Here is a 21,117-nt window from a genome sequence, read left to right on the forward strand (position 1 = left end):
TATTGAAATTCGGGAAATTTTTGTTATACTTAAATTAGTAGTTCTTTAGGCAAGAAAGGAGGAAACAAATGGTTGTTTTAAAAAAGGGCGAAGTTGTAAAAGTCCACTGCTATTCTATATTTGTTTGTGGACCATGCTCGCATTTAGGTGGGTGCAGAGGATAACAAACAACCAGGGACTCCTGGTTGTTTGTATATAGGGAGGAAATATATGAAATTTTCGAAATATCAAATAGCTACTAGAATTAATGATAAATATATACTATTTAATACCTATAATTCCGCAATAATTGAATTAAATAAACAGACATATGATAAATATCAACTAGCAAAGAAAACTAATGACTGCACTCTTTTTGATGAGCAAGAAATTGAAATTTTAACGAACGAAAATTTCATTGTAAGCGAAGATGAGGAAGTTACTAGAGAAAAAGAAATTGCAGATACATATTTTAAGTCAAAGATAAGTAATGGAGCTAGTGTAAAAATTGATATAGGCATTACTAATAAATGTAATTTTCATTGTAGCTACTGCTTTGAAAATGGAAACCGAGATACCTATCAAAACACGATGGATGAAGTTAAATTTGAAAAATTATTTTTACAGTTAAAAGAATATGTAAATAATTGTTTAGATAACGAAATTAAAAATGTGGAAATAGTGTGGTATGGTGGTGAACCATCTCTGGAACTTGAAAGGATTATAGAAATAAATAAATACTTTTCAAATTATAGCAAAACAAGAGGATTTACCTATTCAAATATAATTATCACTAATGGTTTCTCCATATCTAAAAAATTTTTAAGTCAATTAAAAGAACAAAATATACAATATATCCAAATAACATTAGATGGTTTAAGAGATTATCACAATGCTAGAAGAAATATCGATAATAAAACTGATTCATTTTCAATAATTTTAGAAAATATAAAAAAGTTAATAGAATTTCAAACGGAAGTTGTTATCAGAATTAATATTGATAAAAATAATTCATCAAATATTTTAAAATTAATTAATTTCTTATATAAATATTTTAATCATGACTATATAGGAAAATATTTATTTATAGCATTAGGAAGAGTTTTTGGATCAATTAGTAGTTACACACATGAAGAATATGCTGATATATATTCCAATATTTTTAAAAAAGCAAATAAATTAGGATTTATTAAAGAATTTATAGACTGTGGAGTTGTAACTGCTTTTTGTACTGCAGAAACCGATAATTTAAACGTTACAATAGATTATGATGGAAATATATATAAATGTTGGAATGATATCTTTAATAAGAATAATATGATTGGGAATATCTATACTAGAGATAGATTAGAAAGTCCAATAAAAAAAATTTATATGGATGATTTATCCCTAGAAAATGTTAATAATGGAAATTGCCTAAAATGTAAAATGATTAAATTTTGTGGAGGACTATGTCCATATACAAGATTGTTAATTAAAAAAGGGATTGAAGATAATATTTATACGAATAATGTATGTGAAAAAATTGCAAGAAAGCACCTAATTGCTAATCTAAAAGGATATTTATCAAGATGAATTTAAAAGAAAAAATTAAATTATTTAATATTCTGATAAATCCTTGGTATAAGTATGCAAAAAAATTAATTATTTTATGTTTTTTTGGAACATGTATTTGTTTGCCTTTATCAGAATATTTTGCAGTCATAATTCCAGAAAAAGTATTAGTAGCTTTAGAAACTGAAAGTACTTTTATGGAAATATTTATAATAGCAATAAAATATGCATTATTATCGTTAACATTAAGTTTATGTAATAGAGGAATTCATGATTTTTATTTTGATTGGAAAAGTAATGCGGTTATTGAAAAAATTGAAAGAGATATCTTTAATAATGTATTACAAATAGATCAATCTAATTTTAATAATCCCAATTATTTAGATGCATATAAATTAACCACTGAAGAGTTTTCTAAAAAATCTGTAGAAGCCTTTGAAAATGTATTTAAATGTATAAGTAGCATAATAAGAATATTTTTATTTGGTGCTGTCATAACCTTAAAAGGAACCTATATTATTTTTTTGGTAATTCTATTTTCATTATTTGCCACATCAGCACAAATAGTATGGAGTAAAGTTTCCGCAAAGAAAAATATTGATGGAGTACGTCACAGAAGAAAGATTGATTATATTAGAAGGTTATTTTTTGATCCTGAAGTAGTTGAAGATATAAAAATATCCAGAATATATAGTAAATTAGAAAGCATATTTAATGATGGATATAAAAATACTATTAAAATACATAAAAAATATGCAAAAAGCGTTTTTGGAATAGATTCTCTTATTGTAATTTCAAAAATTGGAATAAATTTTATAATTCCTCTATATATAGCTCAGAATATTATAAATAAAGAACTGTTTAATATTTCAATTTTTTCAACATTATTAATATCATCAGATGCGTTAAAATCTACATTAAATGAATTTGGGTGGTGGAGTGCAAAAATTTCTCAAGAAATTAGCTATGCACAACAAGTAAAGAACTTTTTTGAATACGACTCAAGCATTGAAAATAATAATGAAGGATATCAATTAATAGAAGGCAGTATAGAAGTTCAAATGGAGAAAATTAGTTTTAAATATCCGGGAAGTGGTTTTAAAGTTAATATTGATAAGTTTGAAGTGAATAAAGGTGAAAAGGTAGCGATAGTAGGAGATAATGGTGCAGGAAAGTCAACATTAATCAAACTTTTATTACGACTATATGATTTAAATGCTGGATATGTATATATAAACAATAAAAATATAAAAGAATATTCTACTCAAACAATTAGAAAGTCTATCGGATATGTATCACAAAAACCGATGATATACGCAATAAGTATTAAAGACTATATAGATATAAATGGAGATGAAGAAAATAATGTAAATCAACTATTAGATTTTTTCTGCTTTAAAGAAAGAACAGAAAAAATATTGACTAAAGAATTTGAAGAAGATGGCATTGTATTATCAGAGGGAAATAAGCAAATATTAGCATTAGCTAGAGTTTTAAAGAAGAATTATGGTCTTCTTTTACTTGATGAACCAAGCTCGGCATTGGATCCAATAAAAGAAGAAAAAATGATTAGTCTGATAGAAAACATCTCAACAACGACAATTATTATAGCTCATAGACTATCGGCAATAAAAAATTTAGATAAGATTTTCGTGATGGAAAATGGGAAAATTGTTGAAAGTGGAAAACATCAAGAACTGATAAATAAAAAAGGAAAATATTACCAAATGTATAGTGTACAATCAAAAAGATATCAATAAAAAGATGTGCTATATATGTACATTTGTAAATGATGTGATACCAAAAACGAAAAAAAATATCCTATATATGTTAATCTATGATTTAAACCAAAGATGATTGAATTCATGGCAAAAGTTTCTTATAATACTTTTAAGGCTGTGATAGGAAATAAGGAAAGGTGCTTGTTATAGAGAGTCTTTGATTGCTGGAAAAAGACACAAGTCTTTGCGTCGTCGTCCTTGAGCTATTTTTCTGAACTCTTAGTAAGAAAAATCGGTGCAATCCGTTATCGAAGACAAGAAGTAAATAAGGTGGTACCACGTTTGTTTTTGACGTCCTTTGTGCAAAGGACGTTTTTATTTTGGAAAGGACTAAGTATGAAAAATCAATTAAACACAAAATACAATCATCATCAAGTAGAAGATGGTCGTTACAATCAATGGTTGGAAAAAGGTTATTTTACGGCTGGAGATAAGAGTAAAGATCCTTTTGTGATTGTTATTCCACCCCCAAATGTGACAGGTATTTTACACATTGGTCATGCTTTTGATAATACCATTCAAGATATGATTGCTCGTTATAAACGTATGCAAGGCTATGATGTTTTATATCTGCCGGGTATGGATCATGCCGGTATTGCAACCCAAGCAAAAGTAGATGCTCGTTTAAAGAACCAAGGTGTTAGTCGCTATGATATCGGTCGTGAGAAATTCCTAGAATATGCCTGGGCTTGGAAGGAAGAATACGCTGCTACCATTCGTGACCAATGGGCTAAATTAGGCTTATCTTTAGATTATACAAGAGAAAGATTTACCATGGATGAAGGCTTAAATGTAGCTGTTCGTCGTGTTTTTGTACAGCTTTATAACGAAGGCTTGATTTACCGAGGTAAGCGCATTATCAACTGGGATCCAGAAGCGAAAACAGCATTAAGTAATATCGAAGTCGTTTACCAAGATGATGTAGGGAAGATGTATTATTTCTCTTATGATGTGGTTGATAGTGAGGAAAGCTTCACCGTAGCAACGACACGACCGGAAACCATGTTTGGTGATGTTTGTGTGGTGGTGAATCCAAAGGATGAGCGCTACCAACATTTAATTGGTAAAAAGTGTGTCAATCCAGCAAATCAAGATATTATTACGGTGATTGGTGATGAATATGTGGATATTGAATTTGGAACGGGGGCAATGAAATGCACACCGGCTCATGATCCGAATGACTTTGAGATTGGTAAGCGTCATCATTTAGAATCTATTTTAGTCATGAATCCAGATGGAACCATGAATGAAAAAGCAGGTAAATACGCTGGTATGGATCGCTATGAATGTCGGGAACAGTTGGTAGCGGATATTGAAAAGACCGGTCACTTGGTTAAGATTGAGGAATTTGTGCATGCGGTTGGTCATTCAGAAAGAACCAATGCGGTGGTGGAACCTTATTTGAGTGAACAGTGGTTTGTCAAGATGAAACCATTAGCTAAAGATGTATTGGATACACAAGCTAATGAAGAAAAAAAGATGGCTTTCTACCCAGCGCGTTTTGAAAAGACCTTTAATGCTTGGTTGGAAAATATTGAGGACTGGTGTATTTCACGTCAATTATGGTGGGGACATCGTATTCCAGCTTGGTATCATAAAGAAACCGGTGAACTTTATGTTAATGAAGAAGCACCCAGTGACATTGAAAATTGGATTCAGGATGAAGATGTCTTAGACACATGGTTTTCAAGTGCTTTGTGGCCATTTAGCACATTAGGTTGGCCGGAAGAAACAGAGGATTTTAAGCGCTATTATCCAACTAGTATGATGGGAACTGGTTATGACATTATTTTCTTCTGGGTAGCGCGTATGGCTTTCCAAGCTCGTCATTTCACTGGTCAAGTACCATTTAAAGATGTTGTGTTACATGGTTTAATCCGTGATGCCAAAGGTCGTAAGATGTCGAAGTCTTTAGGAAATGGAATTGATCCAATGGAAGTTATTGATCAATATGGTGTCGATTCTCTTCGGTATTTCTTAACTACGAATTCCACCCCCGGACAAGATTTGCGTTATATTCCAGAAAAAGTTGAAGCGGCTTGGAATTTTATCAATAAGATTTGGAATGCGTCCCGTTTTGTTTTAATGAATTTAGAAGAAGGTCAGGATTTAAGCTTACAAAATAAGATTTTGAGTTCTATTGACACTTGGATTTTAACAAAGCTAAATAAGACGATTGAACAAGTGACCATGAATATGGACAAATATGAATTTGGTTTAGCCGGTAATGAACTTTATGGTTTTGTTTGGAGTGATTTCTGTTCCTGGTATTTGGAATTAGCAAAATCGAATTTAAGAAGCGAAGATAAGGCGGTTAAGTTAGCGACGGAAGCTACTTTGGCTTATGTGTTAAAGGCGATTGTTTGTTTATTACATCCATACATGCCATTTGTGACAGAAGAACTTTATTTAAATCTTCCCAAGCATTTAGAATCCATTCAATTAGAAACTTGGCCAGTCGTACTTTCAGTACCTGAATTTGATATGGAAGCGATGGAAAGAGTGTTAAGTACAATTTCTCGTTTAAGAGAAGTGAAGTCAATTCATGATTTGAAACCAAGCACAGTTCTTCATTTCTGTTTAAAGGATTTGGACGGGAAAAAGGTTGAAAAGAATGTTGCTTTTGTGACGATGATTCAAACGATGACAAAGTGTGAATGGGTGGATGAAATTGAAGGTGAACAATCCATTGAAACCCTTCGTGAAGGCAGCTTGGTTTTAGCAATGAAGGAATTAAGTGATCCAAAAGAAGAAAGAGAGAAGCTAGAAAAGGAAAAGATACGCTTAGAAGCGGAAATCAAGCGTAGTAAAGCTATGTTATCGAATCCAAACTTTGTTCAAAAAGCACCAAAGAAAAAGGTAGAAATAGAGCAACAAAAACAGGAAACGTATTTAAAACAATACGAAGTGGTTTTAGCCCGTTTACAAGAGTTGAAAAATAGTGTTGCGTAAGGCGAGAGTGATTCTCTCTTTTAGGAAGAAACCGGTGTTTTTTTGGTAAATATGAAGATAGTTCAAGTTTAAATATTGCGAATTGTAAGCGGTTATAATAAAATTTCTATTAGTTAGTTGGAGGTCTTGTATGACAAATCAAAAATACGTCTACCAATTCCAAGAAGGAAATGGTTCCATGCGTGCTTTGTTAGGGGGCAAAGGTGCTAACCTAGCAGAAATGAGAAACCTTGGTATGCCGGTGCCGGAAGGATTTACGGTTACCACAGAAGCTTGTACAGCTTATTATGAAGATGGGAAGAGAATTAATGAATCCATCTTAGATGAAATTAAGAGAAACGTTGTTTGGTTAGAAGAAGTTACGGGTAAGAAATTAGGAAGCAAAGAAAATCCACTTTTAGTTTCGGTTCGTTCAGGTGCTCGTGCTTCAATGCCGGGGATGATGGATACAATCTTAAATTTAGGGATTAACGATGAAGTGGTGAAGGTCATTGAAGAAAAATCAGGCAATACACGTTTTGCTTACGATTCTTATCGTCGTTTTATTCAAATGTTCTCGGATGTGGTGATGGGCTTAGATAAGTCGAAGTTTGAAAAAATCATTGATGAAGTGAAAGAAGAACGCGGTGTTGAATTGGATATTGATTTAACGGGCGAAGATATGAAGGAATTAACAACTCGTTTCAAGGTTTTCTATGAAGAAAACTTGCATGAAACCTTCCCTCAAGATCCGCATGTTCAATTAGAAAGATCGGTCGAAGCGGTTTTCCGTTCTTGGAATAATGAACGTGCGATTTATTATCGTCGTATGAATGATATTCCATCTAGTTGGGGTACGGCTGTCAATGTGATGGAAATGGTGTTTGGTAATATGGGTAACGATTGCGGTACTGGGGTTGCCTTTACTAGAAACCCGGCAACCGGCGAAAAGAAGCTATTTGGTGAATTTTTAATGAATGCCCAAGGAGAAGATGTAGTTGCTGGTATTCGTACTCCTCAACCAATCGAAGAATTGGCGAAGACAATTCCGAATGCTTATAATGATTTCATTGAAATTTGCGGTCGTTTAGAGAAACATTACCATGATATGCAAGATATGGAATTTACAATTGAACATGGTAAGTTATTTATGTTACAAACACGTAACGCAAAGCGCACAGCCGCGGCGGCTTTAAAGGTGGCTGTGGATATGGAAACAGAAGGTCTTGTAACAAAAGAGCAAGCACTTCTAATGGTTGAGCCAAAGCAATTGGATGATTTATTACATCCTCAATTCGATCAAAAGACTTTGCAGGCTAAGTCTGGAGATATTATTGCGAAAGGCTTAGCGGCTTCTCCCGGAGCCGCTTGCGGTGAAGTGGTTTTCACGGCTGAAGATGCGAAGAATAAGGCTTCTTTAGGTCGTAAGGTTATCTTGGTTCGTTTGGAAACAAGCCCAGAAGATATTGAAGGCATGCATGTATCACAAGGGATTTTAACGGTACGTGGTGGTATGACATCACATGCTGCGGTAGTAGCTCGTGGTATGGGTACTTGTTGTGTATCGGGTGCCGGTTCTATTCAAGTTAATGAAGAAGCTGAAACCTTCATTGTTGGTGGTGAAACTTATAAGACAGGGGATGTTATCTCATTGGATGGCTCTACAGGTAATGTATATCGTGGTCGTATTGAAACCGTTCCTGCAACAATTTCAGGTGACTTTAAGACATTTATGACTTGGGCAGATGAAACTCGTACAATGAAGGTTCGTACCAATGCGGATACGCCAGAAGATGCTCGTAAAGCCCTTGAATTTGGTGCTGAAGGTGTTGGTTTAGTTCGTACGGAACATATGTTCTTTAACTCACAAGAAAGAATTAATGCGATTCGTGAACTATGTATTTCAACTAATAACGAACAAAGAGAAAAAGCGTTGGCTTTATTAGAACCTATGCAACAGGCTGACTTTGAAGGTATTTACGAAGCTATGGAAGGAAGAAGTGTAACGATTCGTCTATTGGATCCACCTCTTCATGAATTCTTGCCTAAGACAGCACAAGAAGCGGAACAGGTTGCTAAAGACTTGGGCGTTACCGTGGATGAAATTGTTATGGCTTCCGCAAACTTGCATGAATTTAATCCAATGATGGGTCACCGTGGTTGTCGTTTGGATGTGACTTATCCGGAAATCGGTCGCATGCAGGCACGTGCTATTATGAAAGCTACCTTAGCAGTGAATAAACGTCATCCGGAATACCATTTGGTTCCAGAAGTCATGATTCCTTTGGTTGGTGAAAAGAAGGAATTAGATTATGTTGCGAATATTATTCGTAGTACATTTGATGAAGTGATTAAAGAAGCTGGTGTTAGTCAAGAGTATAAGGTTGGTACAATGATTGAAATTCCTCGTGCCGCTCTAACAGCCGATCAATTAGCTAAAACAGCGGAATTCTTCTCTTTTGGAACAAATGACTTAACACAGATGACCTTTGGTTTCTCAAGAGATGATGCCGGTAAGTTCTTGAATGATTACTACGATAAGCATGTCTATGACTTTGATCCATTTGCCCACGTGGATCAAACGGGTGTTGGTCAATTAATCCAAATGGCTTGTGATAAAGGTCGTTCGACTCGCTCGGATATTCACTTAGGTGTTTGTGGAGAACATGGTGGTGATCCGGCAAGCATTAAGTTCTTCCAAAAAGTTGGCTTAACCTATGTGTCTTGTTCACCATATCGTGTCCCAATTGCTCGTTTAGCCGCCGCACAAGCTGCTATTCTTGAAAAGAAATAAATAATTAAGATAGGGGGGAGTTGTTTTCAACTTTCCCTTCTTTTATTTAATCAGTGTTTATCATAAAATACACAGATGAGTATCAATAAATAAAAGAACATAAAAAAAGACTTCACATTGAAGTCTAATAGCACACGATGTGCAGTTGGTCTAAGCCGACGATTTCAGCAAACTTTTATTTGAACTCGCCGTGTAATTTTTTTGGGGGAAACTGTCGATATGATATATTTCCACAAGCATCATGTACAGTATCTTAACGGGAGCCGGTAAAATAACAAAGCATAAAAATAAAGAAGTCTAGCTGCGATGGTGTAGCTGGATTTTTTATTATTTTATTTTTGAACAGAGAAAAAATAAAAAAAGCGATGAATCGCTTTCCTAATTAAAGACTATTAACTAATTTAGCTAAACGAGACTTTTGACGAGCAACATAGTTCTTCTTCTTAATATGAGAAACAAGAGCTTTGTCCAAAGACTTATTCGCCATGTTATAAGCTTCAGTTGCTGTTGCTTTATCCTTAGCTTCAACAGCCACTAAAACTTTCTTAATAGCTGTCTTTAATTCTGTCTTTTCACCAGCTAAAGCATGTTGTTTTTTAAGGTTGGTTAAAGCACGTTTCTTTTGCGATTTGATATTTGCCACGATGACACCTCCTGTCTTTATAAGCTGTTCTATAATACCAAAAGCATAACTAAATTGCAAATATTTATCTCCTAAAAACTATGATAGAATAGAGCCATTGAGAAGGGAGATTGTTAATGAATATCCTATTTTTTGGTACACCTGAATTCGCAAAAGAAATGTTAGAAACGCTCTATCAAGAAAAATATAATATTGTAGCCATTGTTTCCCAGCCCGATCATTTTCTTGGTCGTAAAAAAGTTTTAACACCAACCCCAACGCATCAGTTTGCTTTAGAACATAATATCCCCTGTTTACAACCTGAAAAATTAAAAGAGGCAGTAGAAGAAGTTCTATCCTATCAACCTGATTTTATTTTAACCTGTGCTTATGGACAATTTATTCCCCAGGCTATCCTCGATTATCCAAAATACAGTTGCTTAAATATCCATCCATCCCAACTACCAAAATATCGTGGTGGAGCACCAATTCACCACGCTATTATGAATGGGGAAAAAGAAACGGCTGTTTCCTTAATGAAGATGGTTAAGAAAATGGATGCAGGGGATATTTATGCCCAACGTGTGATTGAAGTAGGCGAAGATGAACGATTCTATGAATTAAACCAACGCTTAATTTCTATCGCAAAAGTTATCATTCGTGAAGACTTACCTTTGTATTTTGAAGGAAAATTAAAAGCTATTGTTCAAGAGGAAGATAAAGTCAGCTTAGGTCTTAATCTAACGAAAGAAGAAGAGATGGTTCACTTTCAAACAGAAGCCATTCATCAACTGTATAATCACATCCGTGCCTTATACGATTGGCCAATTGCCTATGGCTTAATTGATGGTAAACGCATTAAATTTATCACTTGTCGAAAAGAAGTTTGTGAACATACAAAAACAATCGGTGAAGTCGTTGGCTTAGAAGGAAAAGGGCTAAAGATAGCTTGCCAAGGAGGCTATCTTGTTGTCTATGAATTACAACCAGAAGGAAAGAAAACAATGGACGCAAAATCATTTATGAATGGTTTTGGTCGTTCTTTAATTGGTCATTGTTTTGAATAGGAGTTATATGGATCAAAATAAAATTCGAAATTTTTGTATTATTGCCCATATTGATCATGGGAAAAGTACTTTAGCTGATCGTATCTTAGAAATGACGGATACCGTTTCCCAAAGAGATATGAAATCCCGGCTACTAGATGATATGGAGTTGGAAAGAGAAAGAGGCATCACCATTAAGCTAAACGCTGTCCAATTGAAATATGAAGCTAAAAATGGGGAAGATTATATCTTTAACTTAATTGATACCCCAGGTCATGTTGATTTTAGTTATGAAGTATCTCGCTCCCTAGCGGCTTGTGAAGGGGCTGTTTTGGTTGTGGATAGCACTCAAGGTGTTCAAGCCCAAACCCTAGCAAACACTTATCTAGCTTTAGATAATGATTTAGAGATTCTTCCTGTCATCAATAAAGTTGATATGAATAACGCTGACCCTGATAAAACAAAGAAAGAAATTGAAGATATCATTGGTTTAGATTGTTCTAATGCTCCTTTAATTTCAGCACGTTCCGGTTTGAATGTTGACCAAGTTTTAGAACAAATTGTTGAACATATTCCAAGTCCCAAAGGAGAAAAGAATAAACCACTACAAGCTCTAGTGTTTGATTCTTTCTATGATGCCTATCGAGGTGTTATCCCCTTAGTTCGCGTGCGAGAGGGGTCAATTAAAGTGGGCGATAAAATTCGCTTTATGGCAACCGGGGCGGAATATGAAGTCTTAGAATGCGGTATCCGTACCCCAAGAGAAGTAAAGGTCAACAAGTTGGAATGTGGTGATGTCGGTTGGATTACAGCTTCTATTAAATCGATTCAACATGTTCATGTGGGGGATACGATTACGCATATTAATCAACCGGCTGAAATGGCTTTAAGTGGTTATCGAGTGATGAATCCAATGGTGTATTGTGGACTTTATCCAAGCGATGCGGATCGCTATGGTGACTTACAAGATGCTTTAGATAAATTACAACTCAATGATGCTTCACTTCGGTATGAGCCGGAAACTTCTCAAGCGTTAGGTTTTGGTTTCCGTTGTGGTTTCTTAGGATTACTTCACATGGATGTTGTCCAAGAACGCTTAGAAAGAGAATACAATTTGGATTTAATTGTGACTTCTCCCTCGGTTATTTATCAGGTTTATCAAACCGATGGCACCATGGTAGTGGTGGATAATCCAGCCCATATGCCTGAACCATCTAGGATTAGCCGCATTGAAGAACCCTATGTTTTAGCGAAGATTATGGTTCCAGATACTTATATTGGGGTGGTCATGGAACTATGCCAAAATAAACGAGGTATTTATAAAACCATGGAAATCATTGATACCGGTAGAAATGAAATTCATTACGAATTACCACTATCAGAAATTATCTTCGATTTCTTTGATCGTTTAAAATCTTGTTCAAAAGGCTACGCTTCTTTGGATTATGAAATCATTGGTTATCGTGCGGAAGACTTAGTGAAAATGGATATTTTATTAAATCATGAAGCTGTGGATGCTTTATCGGTGATTGTTCATCGTCATTCAGCCTTTAATCGTGGAAATGCGATCGCAATCAAATTAAAGAAATTACTTCCTCAACAACAATTTGAAATACCAATTCAAGCAGCAATAGGTGGGAAAGTCATTGCTCGAACTAATATTAAGGCCTTACGTAAGAATGTCTTGGCGAAATGTTATGGTGGGGATATTTCTCGTAAGAAGAAACTTCTTGAGAAACAAAAAGAAGGGAAAAAGAGAATGAAGGCAGTGGGATCAGTTGAAATACCACAAGAAGCTTTTATGGCTGTCTTATCCATGGATGATGACAAGTAAAGCTCTATATATTCATGTGCCGTTTTGTGCGCATATCTGTGCTTATTGTGATTTTGCTCATGTTGGTTACCAATCTTCTCTCGTTAATCAATGGTTAGAAGCCCTACAAACAGAAATAGCTTCAAGGACAATTCCTAAAGATTTAAAGACGCTTTATCTAGGTGGGGGAACACCGGTTAGTCTAAGGGAAGAGGAATTAAAAAAGTTATTAACTTTATTGGATCCCTATTGCCAAGGGGTTGAAGAATACACGATTGAAATCAACCCTGAAGTGATGACTTTAGAAAAAGCTAAAATATGTGCTAAGCATGGAGTGAATCGGGCTTCAATTGGTTTTCAAAGCTCCAATGAAGTTTTATTAAAATTGATGGGACGAAAACACAATTATGCAAAAGTGCAAGAAACGATTGCTTTTCTAAAAGAAGTTGGGATAACGAATTTCTCTTTGGATTTAATGTATTCTTTACCAAATCAAAGTATGGAATTGTTGCAACAATCCGTTCAAGACGCGCTTGCTTTAAAACCGACACATTTATCTCTTTACTCCTTGACGATTGAGCCAAATACAGTTTTTGCTCGAAAAGGTTTGAAACCGGCTGAGGCAGAATTAGAAGCGGATATGTATGAATGGCTATGCGCTTATTTACCAAGCCAAGGCTACGAACAATATGAAATTGCGAGCTTCGCGAAGAAAGGCTTTCCCTCAAAACACAATCAAGTCTATTGGCAATATGAAGATTTTATAGGCTTATCTTGTGGAGCAAGTGGAAAAGAAAATCATGAACGCTATGATAAACCAAGGAGCTTGAAAGCGTATCTAAAAAATCCATTAGCCAAAAAAAGTATTCCTTTATCCAAGGAAGATGAAATGTTTGAATCAATTATGATGGGCTTGCGTTTAAGAAAAGGAATTCATCTACGTCATTGGCAAGATTGTTATAAGGAAAATCTACTAGAGTATTATAAGGAAGCTGTTAAAAAACATGTCGATAATGGTAATCTTATCATGGAAGAGGCTTTTATCCATTGTACCAAGCAAGGATTTCCTGTTTTGCAGTCAATATTAGTTGATTTTCTTTAGTCTTTAAGCTATTATGAATAAGCTTTTGGACTGGGTTTACTGATTCCTCAACGATAAACTCGGTTTAGAAGGAAAAGAAAGAAAGAGGAACATACAATGTTATCCAAAGAAAAGATTGCTGAAATCACAAAAGAATTCGGACATAAAGAAGGCGATACAGGTTCTGTTGAAGTTCAAGTGGCTTTGCTGACAAACCAAATCAACTCTTTAACAGAACACATGAAAGTGAATAAGAAGGACTATTCTTCAAACCGTGGTTTATTGAAGATGGTTGGTCGTCGTAAGAATATGTTGGAATACTTAAAGAAGAAGGATATTAATCGTTACCGCGATTTAGTTAAGGCTTTAGGTTTAAGAAAGTAATGTAAAGGACCGTAAACAAGTGTTTTACGGTTTTTTTGTGCTTATGAATAGCCTATAATGAGAGTATGAAGATGATTGAGTTAAAAGGGGTTAAAAAAACTTATATTATGGGTGAAGTTCAGATACCAGCCTTGGCTGGTGTTGACTTCTCAATTGATGAAGGACAAGTGGCCGCTATTGTTGGTAATAGCGGTGCTGGTAAGTCAACCATATTGAATATTTTAGGTGGTATGGATTACGTCACATCAGGGGAAGTGTATATTCGTGGACAAGCCATTCACAAGATGAATGAAAAAGATTTAACCAATTATCGTCGTTTACAAGTTGGTTTTGTTTTCCAGTTTTATAATCTGGTGGGAAATTTAACCGCTTTAGAAAACATTGAGTTAGCTTCGGAAATATCCAATCATCCTTTAAAGCCGGAAGAAATCTTAGATTTGGTTGGTTTAAAAGATCGCAAAGCCCATTTTCCTGCTCAATTATCCGGTGGTGAACAACAACGTGTTGCGATTGCCAGAGCGATTGTTAAAAATCCCGATTTATTGTTATGCGATGAACCAACGGGAGCCTTAGATGATAAAACAGGTAAACAAATTCTTCAATTGCTTCAAGATATGTCCCGACAATTTCATAAAACAGTGATTATCATTACTCATAATCAAGCTATTTGTCCAATGGCGGATGTCGTCATTCGTGTGAAAGATGGTTTAATTCAATCTTATACAGAAAATAAACATCCATTAGCGGTGGAGGAAATTGAATGGTAAAAGCCAAAACCTTTTGGAAATCATTAGGTCGCTTAATTCTCAAAACAAAAGGGCGCTACATCAACCTCGTTGCGATTGTGGCGATAGGGGTGGCTTTTTTCGTGGGAGTTTCTTCTTCGGCAGGAATTATGGCACATTCTGTTTCTTCTTATAATCAAAGATACAAGCTAAAACAAGCGACCATTTATTCGAATTATGGCTTTGAACAAGAAGATGTCGATAAAATAGCGAAACAGGCAGAAATCAAGCAAAGTGAAGCTTCTTATTTCGAGGATGCCCAAGTACTAAGTAATCATGAAACAAGAATTACCCGTATTCATTCCTACAATCCTAAAAAGAGTATCAATCAATTTGAACTAGTCGAAGGTCGTATGCCAGAAAATAATCAGGAGGTACTTGCTGAAAAGGGTTCCAGTATTATGCCCGGTTTTAAACTAGGGGATGCTTTAAGACTTGAAAAGAAAGATACTATTCTCAAGGTGAAACAATTCAAAGTGGTTGGTTTGGTGAAAACACCTTTATACCTCAATCAAATGAAAGAAAATTCTACTTTACAAAATCAAAAAATCTCCACTTATCTTTATCTACAAGAAGACGGGTTTAAGAGTGACCGTTATCGCGAAGTAAATTTGATTTTTAAAGGGAATTTTGATACGAATGAATTCTCTAAGGATTACCAAAACCAATTGGATAAAATTCAAGAAACTTTAAAACCAAAACTAATGAAATTAGGTAAAGAGGAAGGAAACCGTGTTAAAGAGAGTGCTTTAAAAGACTATCAATCCGGTTTAGATACTTATCAAAAAGAAAAAATGAAATTCAAGGATAAGAAACAAGCCGTCAATCAAAAACTTAATGAAACGAAAGAAAAGTTAAAGAAGAGTGAAAAAGAGATTAATCAAGGCAAAGTTCAATTGGATAATGCCAAACATGACTTAATAAAACAAGAAGAGACATTGAAACAGAAGGAAAAAGAAACGAAAGAAAAAATTCAAATTTCCTATCAAAAGCTTCAAGCTAAAAAATTTTTTTCAAGCAAACAACTTCAATCTTTATGCAAACAAAAAGAAACATTGCTCAAACAAAAAGAAGAGCTAATTAAACAAAAAGGACAAGTAGAACAAGTAAAACCAATCCTAAATCAATTGGAAGGCTTAGAACAATTGATTCATCTTATTTCCAGTGAACAAGCTATTTGGTCCAGCTATCCGGATGAAACAATTGTAGCGACGATTCCGACTATTCATAGTGACCAATATGGTTTTGATACTCAACAAAATGTGGCGTCTTTAAAGGCTTATTTGGTACAACTTTTGCAACAAAAGCAACGTATTTTAAATGAATTAAAGTTTTTAAACGGGAATAAAGTTAGTGAAAAAAAGGCGGATTTAAAGCAGAAATTAAGTCAAATCGAACAAGGCTTAAAACAAATCGAGTCTGGTTTAGAACAAATTAAAGAGGGTAGCCAAAAAATACAAACCGGCTTACAGACGTTAGAACAAGCTTTTAAAACCATCCAAGCAGAGAAAATAAAAGGCACTAGTCAATTCAATTTGGCTCGAAAGAAATTAAATCAAGCTAAAAAGACCCTCCGGCAAAAAGAGGTACAGTGGAAGGATGGGCATGTGAAATTACAATCAGCTGAGAAGAAATACCAAGAAGTCCAGAAAGAAAGCCAAGAAAAATTAGTCGATGGAGAAAGAAAATTAAAAGAAGCGAAGTATAAATTAGTGGATGCCAAAAAAGAAATCAATCGTTTGGAAGATGGAGAATGGATTTATGTGGATCGTTGCCGTCATTACGCTTCCATTACTTTTAGAAATACGGTTGACCAAATGAAAGCTATTGCGCGTATTTTTCCAGTGTTTTTCATTCTTATAGCAATGCTAGTGTGTTTAACCACTATGACACGTCTAGTGGAAGAAGACCGTAGTGAATTAGGAACTTTCCGTGCTTTAGGCTATCAGCGTAAACGTTTATTCCAAAAATATGCTTGTTATTCATTATCGGCAACCGGATTGGGCTTAATCTTGGGCGTTTTAATTGGTATGGCCAGTTTCCCATTTATCATCTATGAAGCTTGGAAAATGATGTTTATTCTTCCAAAGATACAAATGGAAATTTCATGGTTATTTATCACTCGGACCGTTGTTGGTTTCTTTGTGGTGATGTATGGAACTACTTGGTTTGCGGTACAGCGTGATACGAAAGAAATGCCGGCCTCATTGATGCGACCAAAAGCGCCAAAAATTGGTAAAACCATCTTATTAGAAAGAATTCCATGTTTGTGGAAACGCCTTAGTTTCTTACATAAAGTTACCTTTCGTAATCTCATTCGCTATAAGAAACGCTTCTTTATGTCCATTATTGGTATTGCCGGCTGTTCTGCTTTAATGGTGATGGGTTTTGGTATTCGTGATTCCATTACTTCTTTAGTGAATCTTCAATTCAAAAAAATTCTTCATTATGATGGTGTTGTTGAGGCCAAGGATGACGTAAATACTTTAAAGTTAGACTTAGAAAAAGATTCGGATATTGCATACGTAAAAGAAGGTTTGTCTTTTAATACAAGTATTAGTTATAAAGGAAAAGAAAAAAGTGCTAGTCTTTATTCAGGATTACACTTAGAAACACTGTATCAATTAGAAGATTTGCATAGGCAGAAAATATCTTTTCAAGAAGATGGCTTGATTATCAGTGAAAAAGTAGCTCAACAGCTTGGAGCTCGTGAAGGGGATGTTGTTACTATTGAAAATGCGGTTGGGAAAAAGTTTGAAGTACCCATTCGTAAGATTGTGGTTTATTATGTGCAACATGGTATTTGGATGAATCCAGCTACTTATGAAAAGATTTTCCACGAAAAAGTAGTTGAAAATAGTGCCTTTGTGAAAGTGAAAAAGAATGTTTCAGTAGCGGATTTGGAGAAGAAGCTCTTGCAAAGAATGGATGTAAAAAAGATTGAATTCTTTCGTCCGCAAATTGAAAACTTTAACCAAATGATTTTAGGATTGGATGCGATAGTTTGGGTGTTGATTGCATCGTCAATGTTACTGGCGTTTGTGGTCTTACAAAATCTAATTAGTTTAAATATTTCTGAAAGAATAAGAGAAATTGCTACCTTAAAAGTACTGGGTTTTAGAAAGCGGGAGATAGAACGTTATGTCTTCCAAGAAAATATTTTATTAACTGCACTGGCTTCATTGGTTGGTTTACCAATTGGTATCTTATTGCATCGAGCTATTATGACAACCATACAGGTAGAAAATATTACCTTTCCAATTCAAATTCATTGGCTAAGCTTTGTGTATGCGTTCTTATGGACCGCTTTGTTTGGTCTTGTGGTAACCAGATGGATGCGTAAATATATTCATCGTATTGATATGGTAGAAAGTTTAAAGAGTTTAGAATGAATTATGTTTATATCTTAGAATGTGAGGATGGTAGCTTTTATACCGGATGGACAAGGGATATTGAGAAGCGTTTTACTTCCCATTGTTTAGGAAAAGGTGCAAAATACACTCGAAGCCATCCACCAAAAAGAATTGTGTATTGCGAAATACTGTCCAGCAAACAAGATGCAATGTCCAGGGAATGGCACATCAAACGATTAAGTCACCAAGCAAAAGAAGAATTGGTGCAATCGTATCAAAGAACAAACGAAAAGAGGAGGAAAAGTATGTCAAATTTAAAGTTTTACAAATGTGAAAATTGTGGAAAGATGATGGTTCAATTAAATTCTGAAGCAAGTGCTTGCCCAGCCGGAATGGTAGAACTAACCACCGCCAGCCAATCGGGAGCAGTTGAAAAACACCAGCCTGTTGTTACAGTGAATGGGAATCACTACAAAGTTCAGGTTGGTGAAGTAGCTCACGTTATGACTGAGGAACATTTGATTGAATCTATTGTTGTTGAATTTGTGAATGGATTTAGAGTATTTCATTTGGGCGTTGGTGCTAATCCGGAAGTTGAATTTGATAGTGAAGAAAAACCGGTAGCGGTATACGAGTATTGCAATTTACATGGTCTTTGGAAAGAGAGTTTATAAGAGAATGTGTGCTTCGGCACACATTTTTTATGGAAAGAATGAAAAAACAGCTATGGTTTGTGGTACTATTACTATAATTGAAAAGTGGAGAAAAGATGGAAAAGTTTAAGAAAAGTTGGTCTTTTTTTGGAAAGACAATTACCGTAGAAAATGGTGAAATCGCAAAACAAGCTGGTGGAGCTGTCATTGTTCGATATAATGACACGACAATTCTTTCCACCGCAACCGCTAGTTCGCAAGCGAAAGATACAGATTTCTTTCCGCTAACGGTTTTATATCAAGAAAAAATGTATGCGGCAGGTAAGATACCAGGTGGTTTCTTAAGAAGGGAAGGACGTCCAAGCGAACATGCGACCTTAACAGCACGTTTGATTGACCGTCCCATTCGTCCTTTATTTGCGGAAGGTTTCCGTAATGAAGTACAAGTTGTTAATACTGTTTTATCCAATGATCCAGATGCAAGTAGTGAAATGGCATCCTTATTTGGTTCTTCTTTAGCTTTATGTGTATCTGATATTCCTTTTAATGGACCAGTGGCAGGTGTGCAAGTGGTTCGTGTTAATGGTGAATTTTTAATCAATCCAAGCATGGAAGAAAACGCGAAAGGGGATTTACATCTAACCGTTGCCGGTACAAAACAAGCTATCAATATGGTTGAAGCAGGAGCAAAGGAAGTTTCAGAAGAAACAATGTTAGCAGCCCTACAAGCAGGTCATGATGCAATTAAGATTCTTTGTGAAATTCAAGAAGAAGTTATCGCAGCTTGTGCAAAGGAAAAGATGGAAGTAACTCTATATGAGATTGATCAAAAGATTAAAGCTTATATAGATGAACATGGTGCTAAGCATATTCAAGAAGCTGTTTCAATCAAAGGAAAATTAGAACGCTATTCAACGATTGATTCCTTAATTGAAGAAATGGTTCAAGCCGTTTCTGAATGGGATTATGAGACAGAAGTGGATAAGAATAAAGCAATGAAACAAGCCCATGAATATGGCGTGGAGATTGAAGCTAATGAAGTTCGCCGCTTGATTTCCGAAGATAAAGTGCGCCCTGATGGTCGTGCCTTAGATGAATTACGTCCTTTAGACAGTCAGGTGGATTTATTGCCTAGAGTCCATGGTTCAGCTTTATTTACCCGTGGTGAAACACAAGTTCTTTCGGTTACAACTTTAGGACCTTTAAGTGATGCACAAATGATGGATGATTTAGGTATTGAAGAAGAAAAGAGATTTATGCACCAATATAATTTCCCACCCTTCTCAGTTGGGGAAGTTGGTCGTATGGGTTCTCCGGGGCGTCGTGAAATTGGTCATGGTGCTTTAGGGGAAAGAGCCTTAGCTCAAGTTTTACCAAGCGAAGAAGAATTTCCTTATGCGATTCGTACATCAGCCGAGGTATTGGAATCCAATGGTTCTTCCTCACAAGCTTCGATTTGTGCGGGTACGATGTCTTTAATGGCTGCTGGTGTACCAATTAAAGCCATGGTAGCTGGGGTTGCGATGGGACTTATCACCGTAGGTGATACGTATTCAGTATTAACCGATATTCAAGGCATGGAAGACCATTATGGTGATATGGATTTTAAGGTAGCTGGTACGCGTGATGGAATCACGGCATTACAAATGGATATTAAAGTAACCGGTATTTCACAAGATATTTTAAGAGAAGCTTTAGCCCAAGCTTATAAAGGTCGTATGCAGATATTGGACAACATGGAAGCGTGTATTAGTGAGCCAAGAGCGGATGTATCGAAGTGGGCGCCTAAGATGGATCGTCTAATCATTCCTGAGGATAAGATTCGTATCGTTATTGGTAAAGGTGGCGAAATGATTGATAAGATTATCGCAACTTGTAACGATGTTAAGATTGATATTGAAGATGATGGATCTTGCGTCATTTACCACATGAACCGTGAAATGATTAATAAAGCGAAAGAAATGATTGAAAACTTAATCAAGGAAGCGAAAGTTGGTGAAGTTTATGAAGCAACGGTTACAGATGTTCGTGAAAGCTTTGCATTTGTGAACTTATTTGGTAATGTGGATGCTTTATTGCATGTATCACAATTAGCTTGGGAACGGGTTGAAAATATCAAAGATAAAGTGCATGTTGGTGATCATATTCAAGTCAAGGTCATTCAAGTAGACGATGCTGGCAAAGTGAAGGTTTCAGCGAAGGAACTTTTAGAAAAACCAGAAGGTTATGTTGAGCCACAACGTAAGCCATTTAAATCACAAAAATCAGAAGGTGAAACACGCGTCTTTAGAAAGAAGAAAGAAGAAGAGAAGGTTTAACCTTCTCTTTTATCAAGAGGGAA

13 protein-coding genes and 1 other annotated feature are annotated in these 21,117 nt (G+C 35.4%); of the genes, 12 read left to right on the top strand and 1 reads right to left on the bottom strand.

What is annotated here, in order from left to right:
* The first annotated feature begins 210 nt into the window (after nt 1–210).
* From JOS54_RS03000 to ppdK, 4 genes are all read left to right on the top strand, one after another.
* Complete coding sequence (locus JOS54_RS03000) at nt 211–1,554, top strand: radical SAM/SPASM domain-containing protein (RefSeq protein ID WP_203245594.1); 1,344 nt, start codon at nt 211–213, stop codon at nt 1,552–1,554.
* Nucleotides 1,551–3,293: an ABC transporter ATP-binding protein gene (locus JOS54_RS03005; RefSeq protein WP_203245595.1), complete on the top strand. Its 1,743-nt coding sequence runs from the start codon at nt 1,551–1,553 to the stop codon at nt 3,291–3,293. Before JOS54_RS03000 ends, JOS54_RS03005 begins: the two co-directional genes overlap by 4 nt.
* Before the next feature lie 129 nt (nt 3,294–3,422).
* Nucleotides 3,423–3,616: a binding site (T-box leader), on the top strand.
* A 34-nt stretch (nt 3,617–3,650) separates the two neighbouring features.
* Nucleotides 3,651–6,266 carry a valine--tRNA ligase gene (locus tag JOS54_RS03010; protein WP_203245596.1) on the top strand — a complete coding sequence of 872 codons (2,616 nt, stop codon included), beginning with the start codon at nt 3,651–3,653 and terminating at the stop codon, nt 6,264–6,266.
* 130 nt (nt 6,267–6,396) lie between these two features.
* Nucleotides 6,397–9,039: a pyruvate, phosphate dikinase gene (gene ppdK / locus JOS54_RS03015; protein ID WP_203245597.1), complete on the top strand. Its 2,643-nt coding sequence runs from the start codon at nt 6,397–6,399 to the stop codon at nt 9,037–9,039.
* Between the two features lie 382 nt (nt 9,040–9,421).
* Here the strand turns inward: ppdK and rpsT are convergent, their stop codons facing one another.
* A complete protein-coding gene (gene rpsT / locus JOS54_RS03020) occupies nt 9,422–9,682 on the bottom strand; it encodes a 30S ribosomal protein S20 (protein WP_203245598.1) in 261 nt (86 codons plus the stop codon).
* 116 nt (nt 9,683–9,798) lie between these two features.
* Between rpsT and fmt the strand changes: the two genes are divergently transcribed.
* The 8 genes from fmt (at nt 9,799) to pnp (ending at nt 21,094) form a co-directional block, all read left to right on the top strand.
* Complete coding sequence (fmt, locus tag JOS54_RS03025) at nt 9,799–10,728, top strand: methionyl-tRNA formyltransferase (protein ID WP_203245599.1); 930 nt, start codon at nt 9,799–9,801, stop codon at nt 10,726–10,728.
* Between the two features lie 7 nt (nt 10,729–10,735).
* Nucleotides 10,736–12,541 carry a translation elongation factor 4 gene (gene lepA, locus JOS54_RS03030; RefSeq protein ID WP_203245600.1) on the top strand — a complete coding sequence of 602 codons (1,806 nt, stop codon included), beginning with the start codon at nt 10,736–10,738 and terminating at the stop codon, nt 12,539–12,541.
* Entirely contained in the window at nt 12,528–13,622 is a 1,095-nt protein-coding gene (gene hemW, locus JOS54_RS03035) for a radical SAM family heme chaperone HemW (protein ID WP_238928371.1), read from the top strand. The genes lepA and hemW overlap by 14 nt, the downstream gene beginning before the upstream one ends.
* 96 nt (nt 13,623–13,718) lie before the next feature.
* Nucleotides 13,719–13,985, top strand: a complete 267-nt coding sequence (gene rpsO / locus JOS54_RS03040) for a 30S ribosomal protein S15 (protein WP_203245601.1) — start codon at nt 13,719–13,721, stop codon at nt 13,983–13,985.
* Nucleotides 13,986–14,050: 65 nt separating this feature from the next.
* Nucleotides 14,051–14,752 carry an ABC transporter ATP-binding protein gene (locus JOS54_RS03045; protein ID WP_203245602.1) on the top strand — a complete coding sequence of 234 codons (702 nt, stop codon included), beginning with the start codon at nt 14,051–14,053 and terminating at the stop codon, nt 14,750–14,752.
* On the top strand, nt 14,746–18,162 hold the full coding sequence (locus tag JOS54_RS03050; protein ID WP_203245603.1) for an ABC transporter permease: 3,417 nt from the start codon (nt 14,746–14,748) through the stop codon (nt 18,160–18,162). Before JOS54_RS03045 ends, JOS54_RS03050 begins: the two co-directional genes overlap by 7 nt.
* Entirely contained in the window at nt 18,159–18,797 is a 639-nt protein-coding gene (locus JOS54_RS07870) for a GIY-YIG nuclease family protein (protein ID WP_238928372.1), read from the top strand. Before JOS54_RS03050 ends, JOS54_RS07870 begins: the two co-directional genes overlap by 4 nt.
* 95 nt (nt 18,798–18,892) lie before the next feature.
* Complete coding sequence (pnp, locus tag JOS54_RS03065) at nt 18,893–21,094, top strand: polyribonucleotide nucleotidyltransferase (RefSeq protein ID WP_203245604.1); 2,202 nt, start codon at nt 18,893–18,895, stop codon at nt 21,092–21,094.
* The last annotated feature ends 23 nt before the right edge of the window (nt 21,095–21,117 follow it).

This window comes from Bulleidia sp. zg-1006 (assembly GCF_016812035.1).
In the GTDB taxonomy this organism is placed as follows: domain Bacteria; phylum Bacillota_I; class Bacilli_A; order Erysipelotrichales; family Erysipelotrichaceae; genus Bulleidia.

What these genes read in the sequence shown, in the direction of transcription:
- JOS54_RS03050 (WP_203245603.1), top strand. Translation starts at nt 14,746, where the DNA reads ATGGTAAAAGCCAAAACCTTTTGGAAATCATTAGGTCGCTTAATTCTC.
- JOS54_RS03010 (WP_203245596.1), top strand. Translation starts at nt 3,651, where the DNA reads ATGAAAAATCAATTAAACACAAAATACAATCATCATCAAGTAGAAGAT.
- lepA (WP_203245600.1), top strand. Translation starts at nt 10,736, where the DNA reads ATGGATCAAAATAAAATTCGAAATTTTTGTATTATTGCCCATATTGAT.
- pnp (WP_203245604.1), top strand. Translation starts at nt 18,893, where the DNA reads ATGGAAAAGTTTAAGAAAAGTTGGTCTTTTTTTGGAAAGACAATTACC.
- JOS54_RS03045 (WP_203245602.1), top strand. Translation starts at nt 14,051, where the DNA reads ATGAAGATGATTGAGTTAAAAGGGGTTAAAAAAACTTATATTATGGGT.
- JOS54_RS07870 (WP_238928372.1), top strand. Translation starts at nt 18,159, where the DNA reads ATGAATTATGTTTATATCTTAGAATGTGAGGATGGTAGCTTTTATACC.
- rpsO (WP_203245601.1), top strand. Translation starts at nt 13,719, where the DNA reads ATGTTATCCAAAGAAAAGATTGCTGAAATCACAAAAGAATTCGGACAT.
- JOS54_RS03005 (WP_203245595.1), top strand. Translation starts at nt 1,551, where the DNA reads ATGAATTTAAAAGAAAAAATTAAATTATTTAATATTCTGATAAATCCT.
- JOS54_RS03000 (WP_203245594.1), top strand. Translation starts at nt 211, where the DNA reads ATGAAATTTTCGAAATATCAAATAGCTACTAGAATTAATGATAAATAT.
- fmt (WP_203245599.1), top strand. Translation starts at nt 9,799, where the DNA reads ATGAATATCCTATTTTTTGGTACACCTGAATTCGCAAAAGAAATGTTA.
- hemW (WP_238928371.1), top strand. Translation starts at nt 12,528, where the DNA reads ATGATGACAAGTAAAGCTCTATATATTCATGTGCCGTTTTGTGCGCAT.
- ppdK (WP_203245597.1), top strand. Translation starts at nt 6,397, where the DNA reads ATGACAAATCAAAAATACGTCTACCAATTCCAAGAAGGAAATGGTTCC.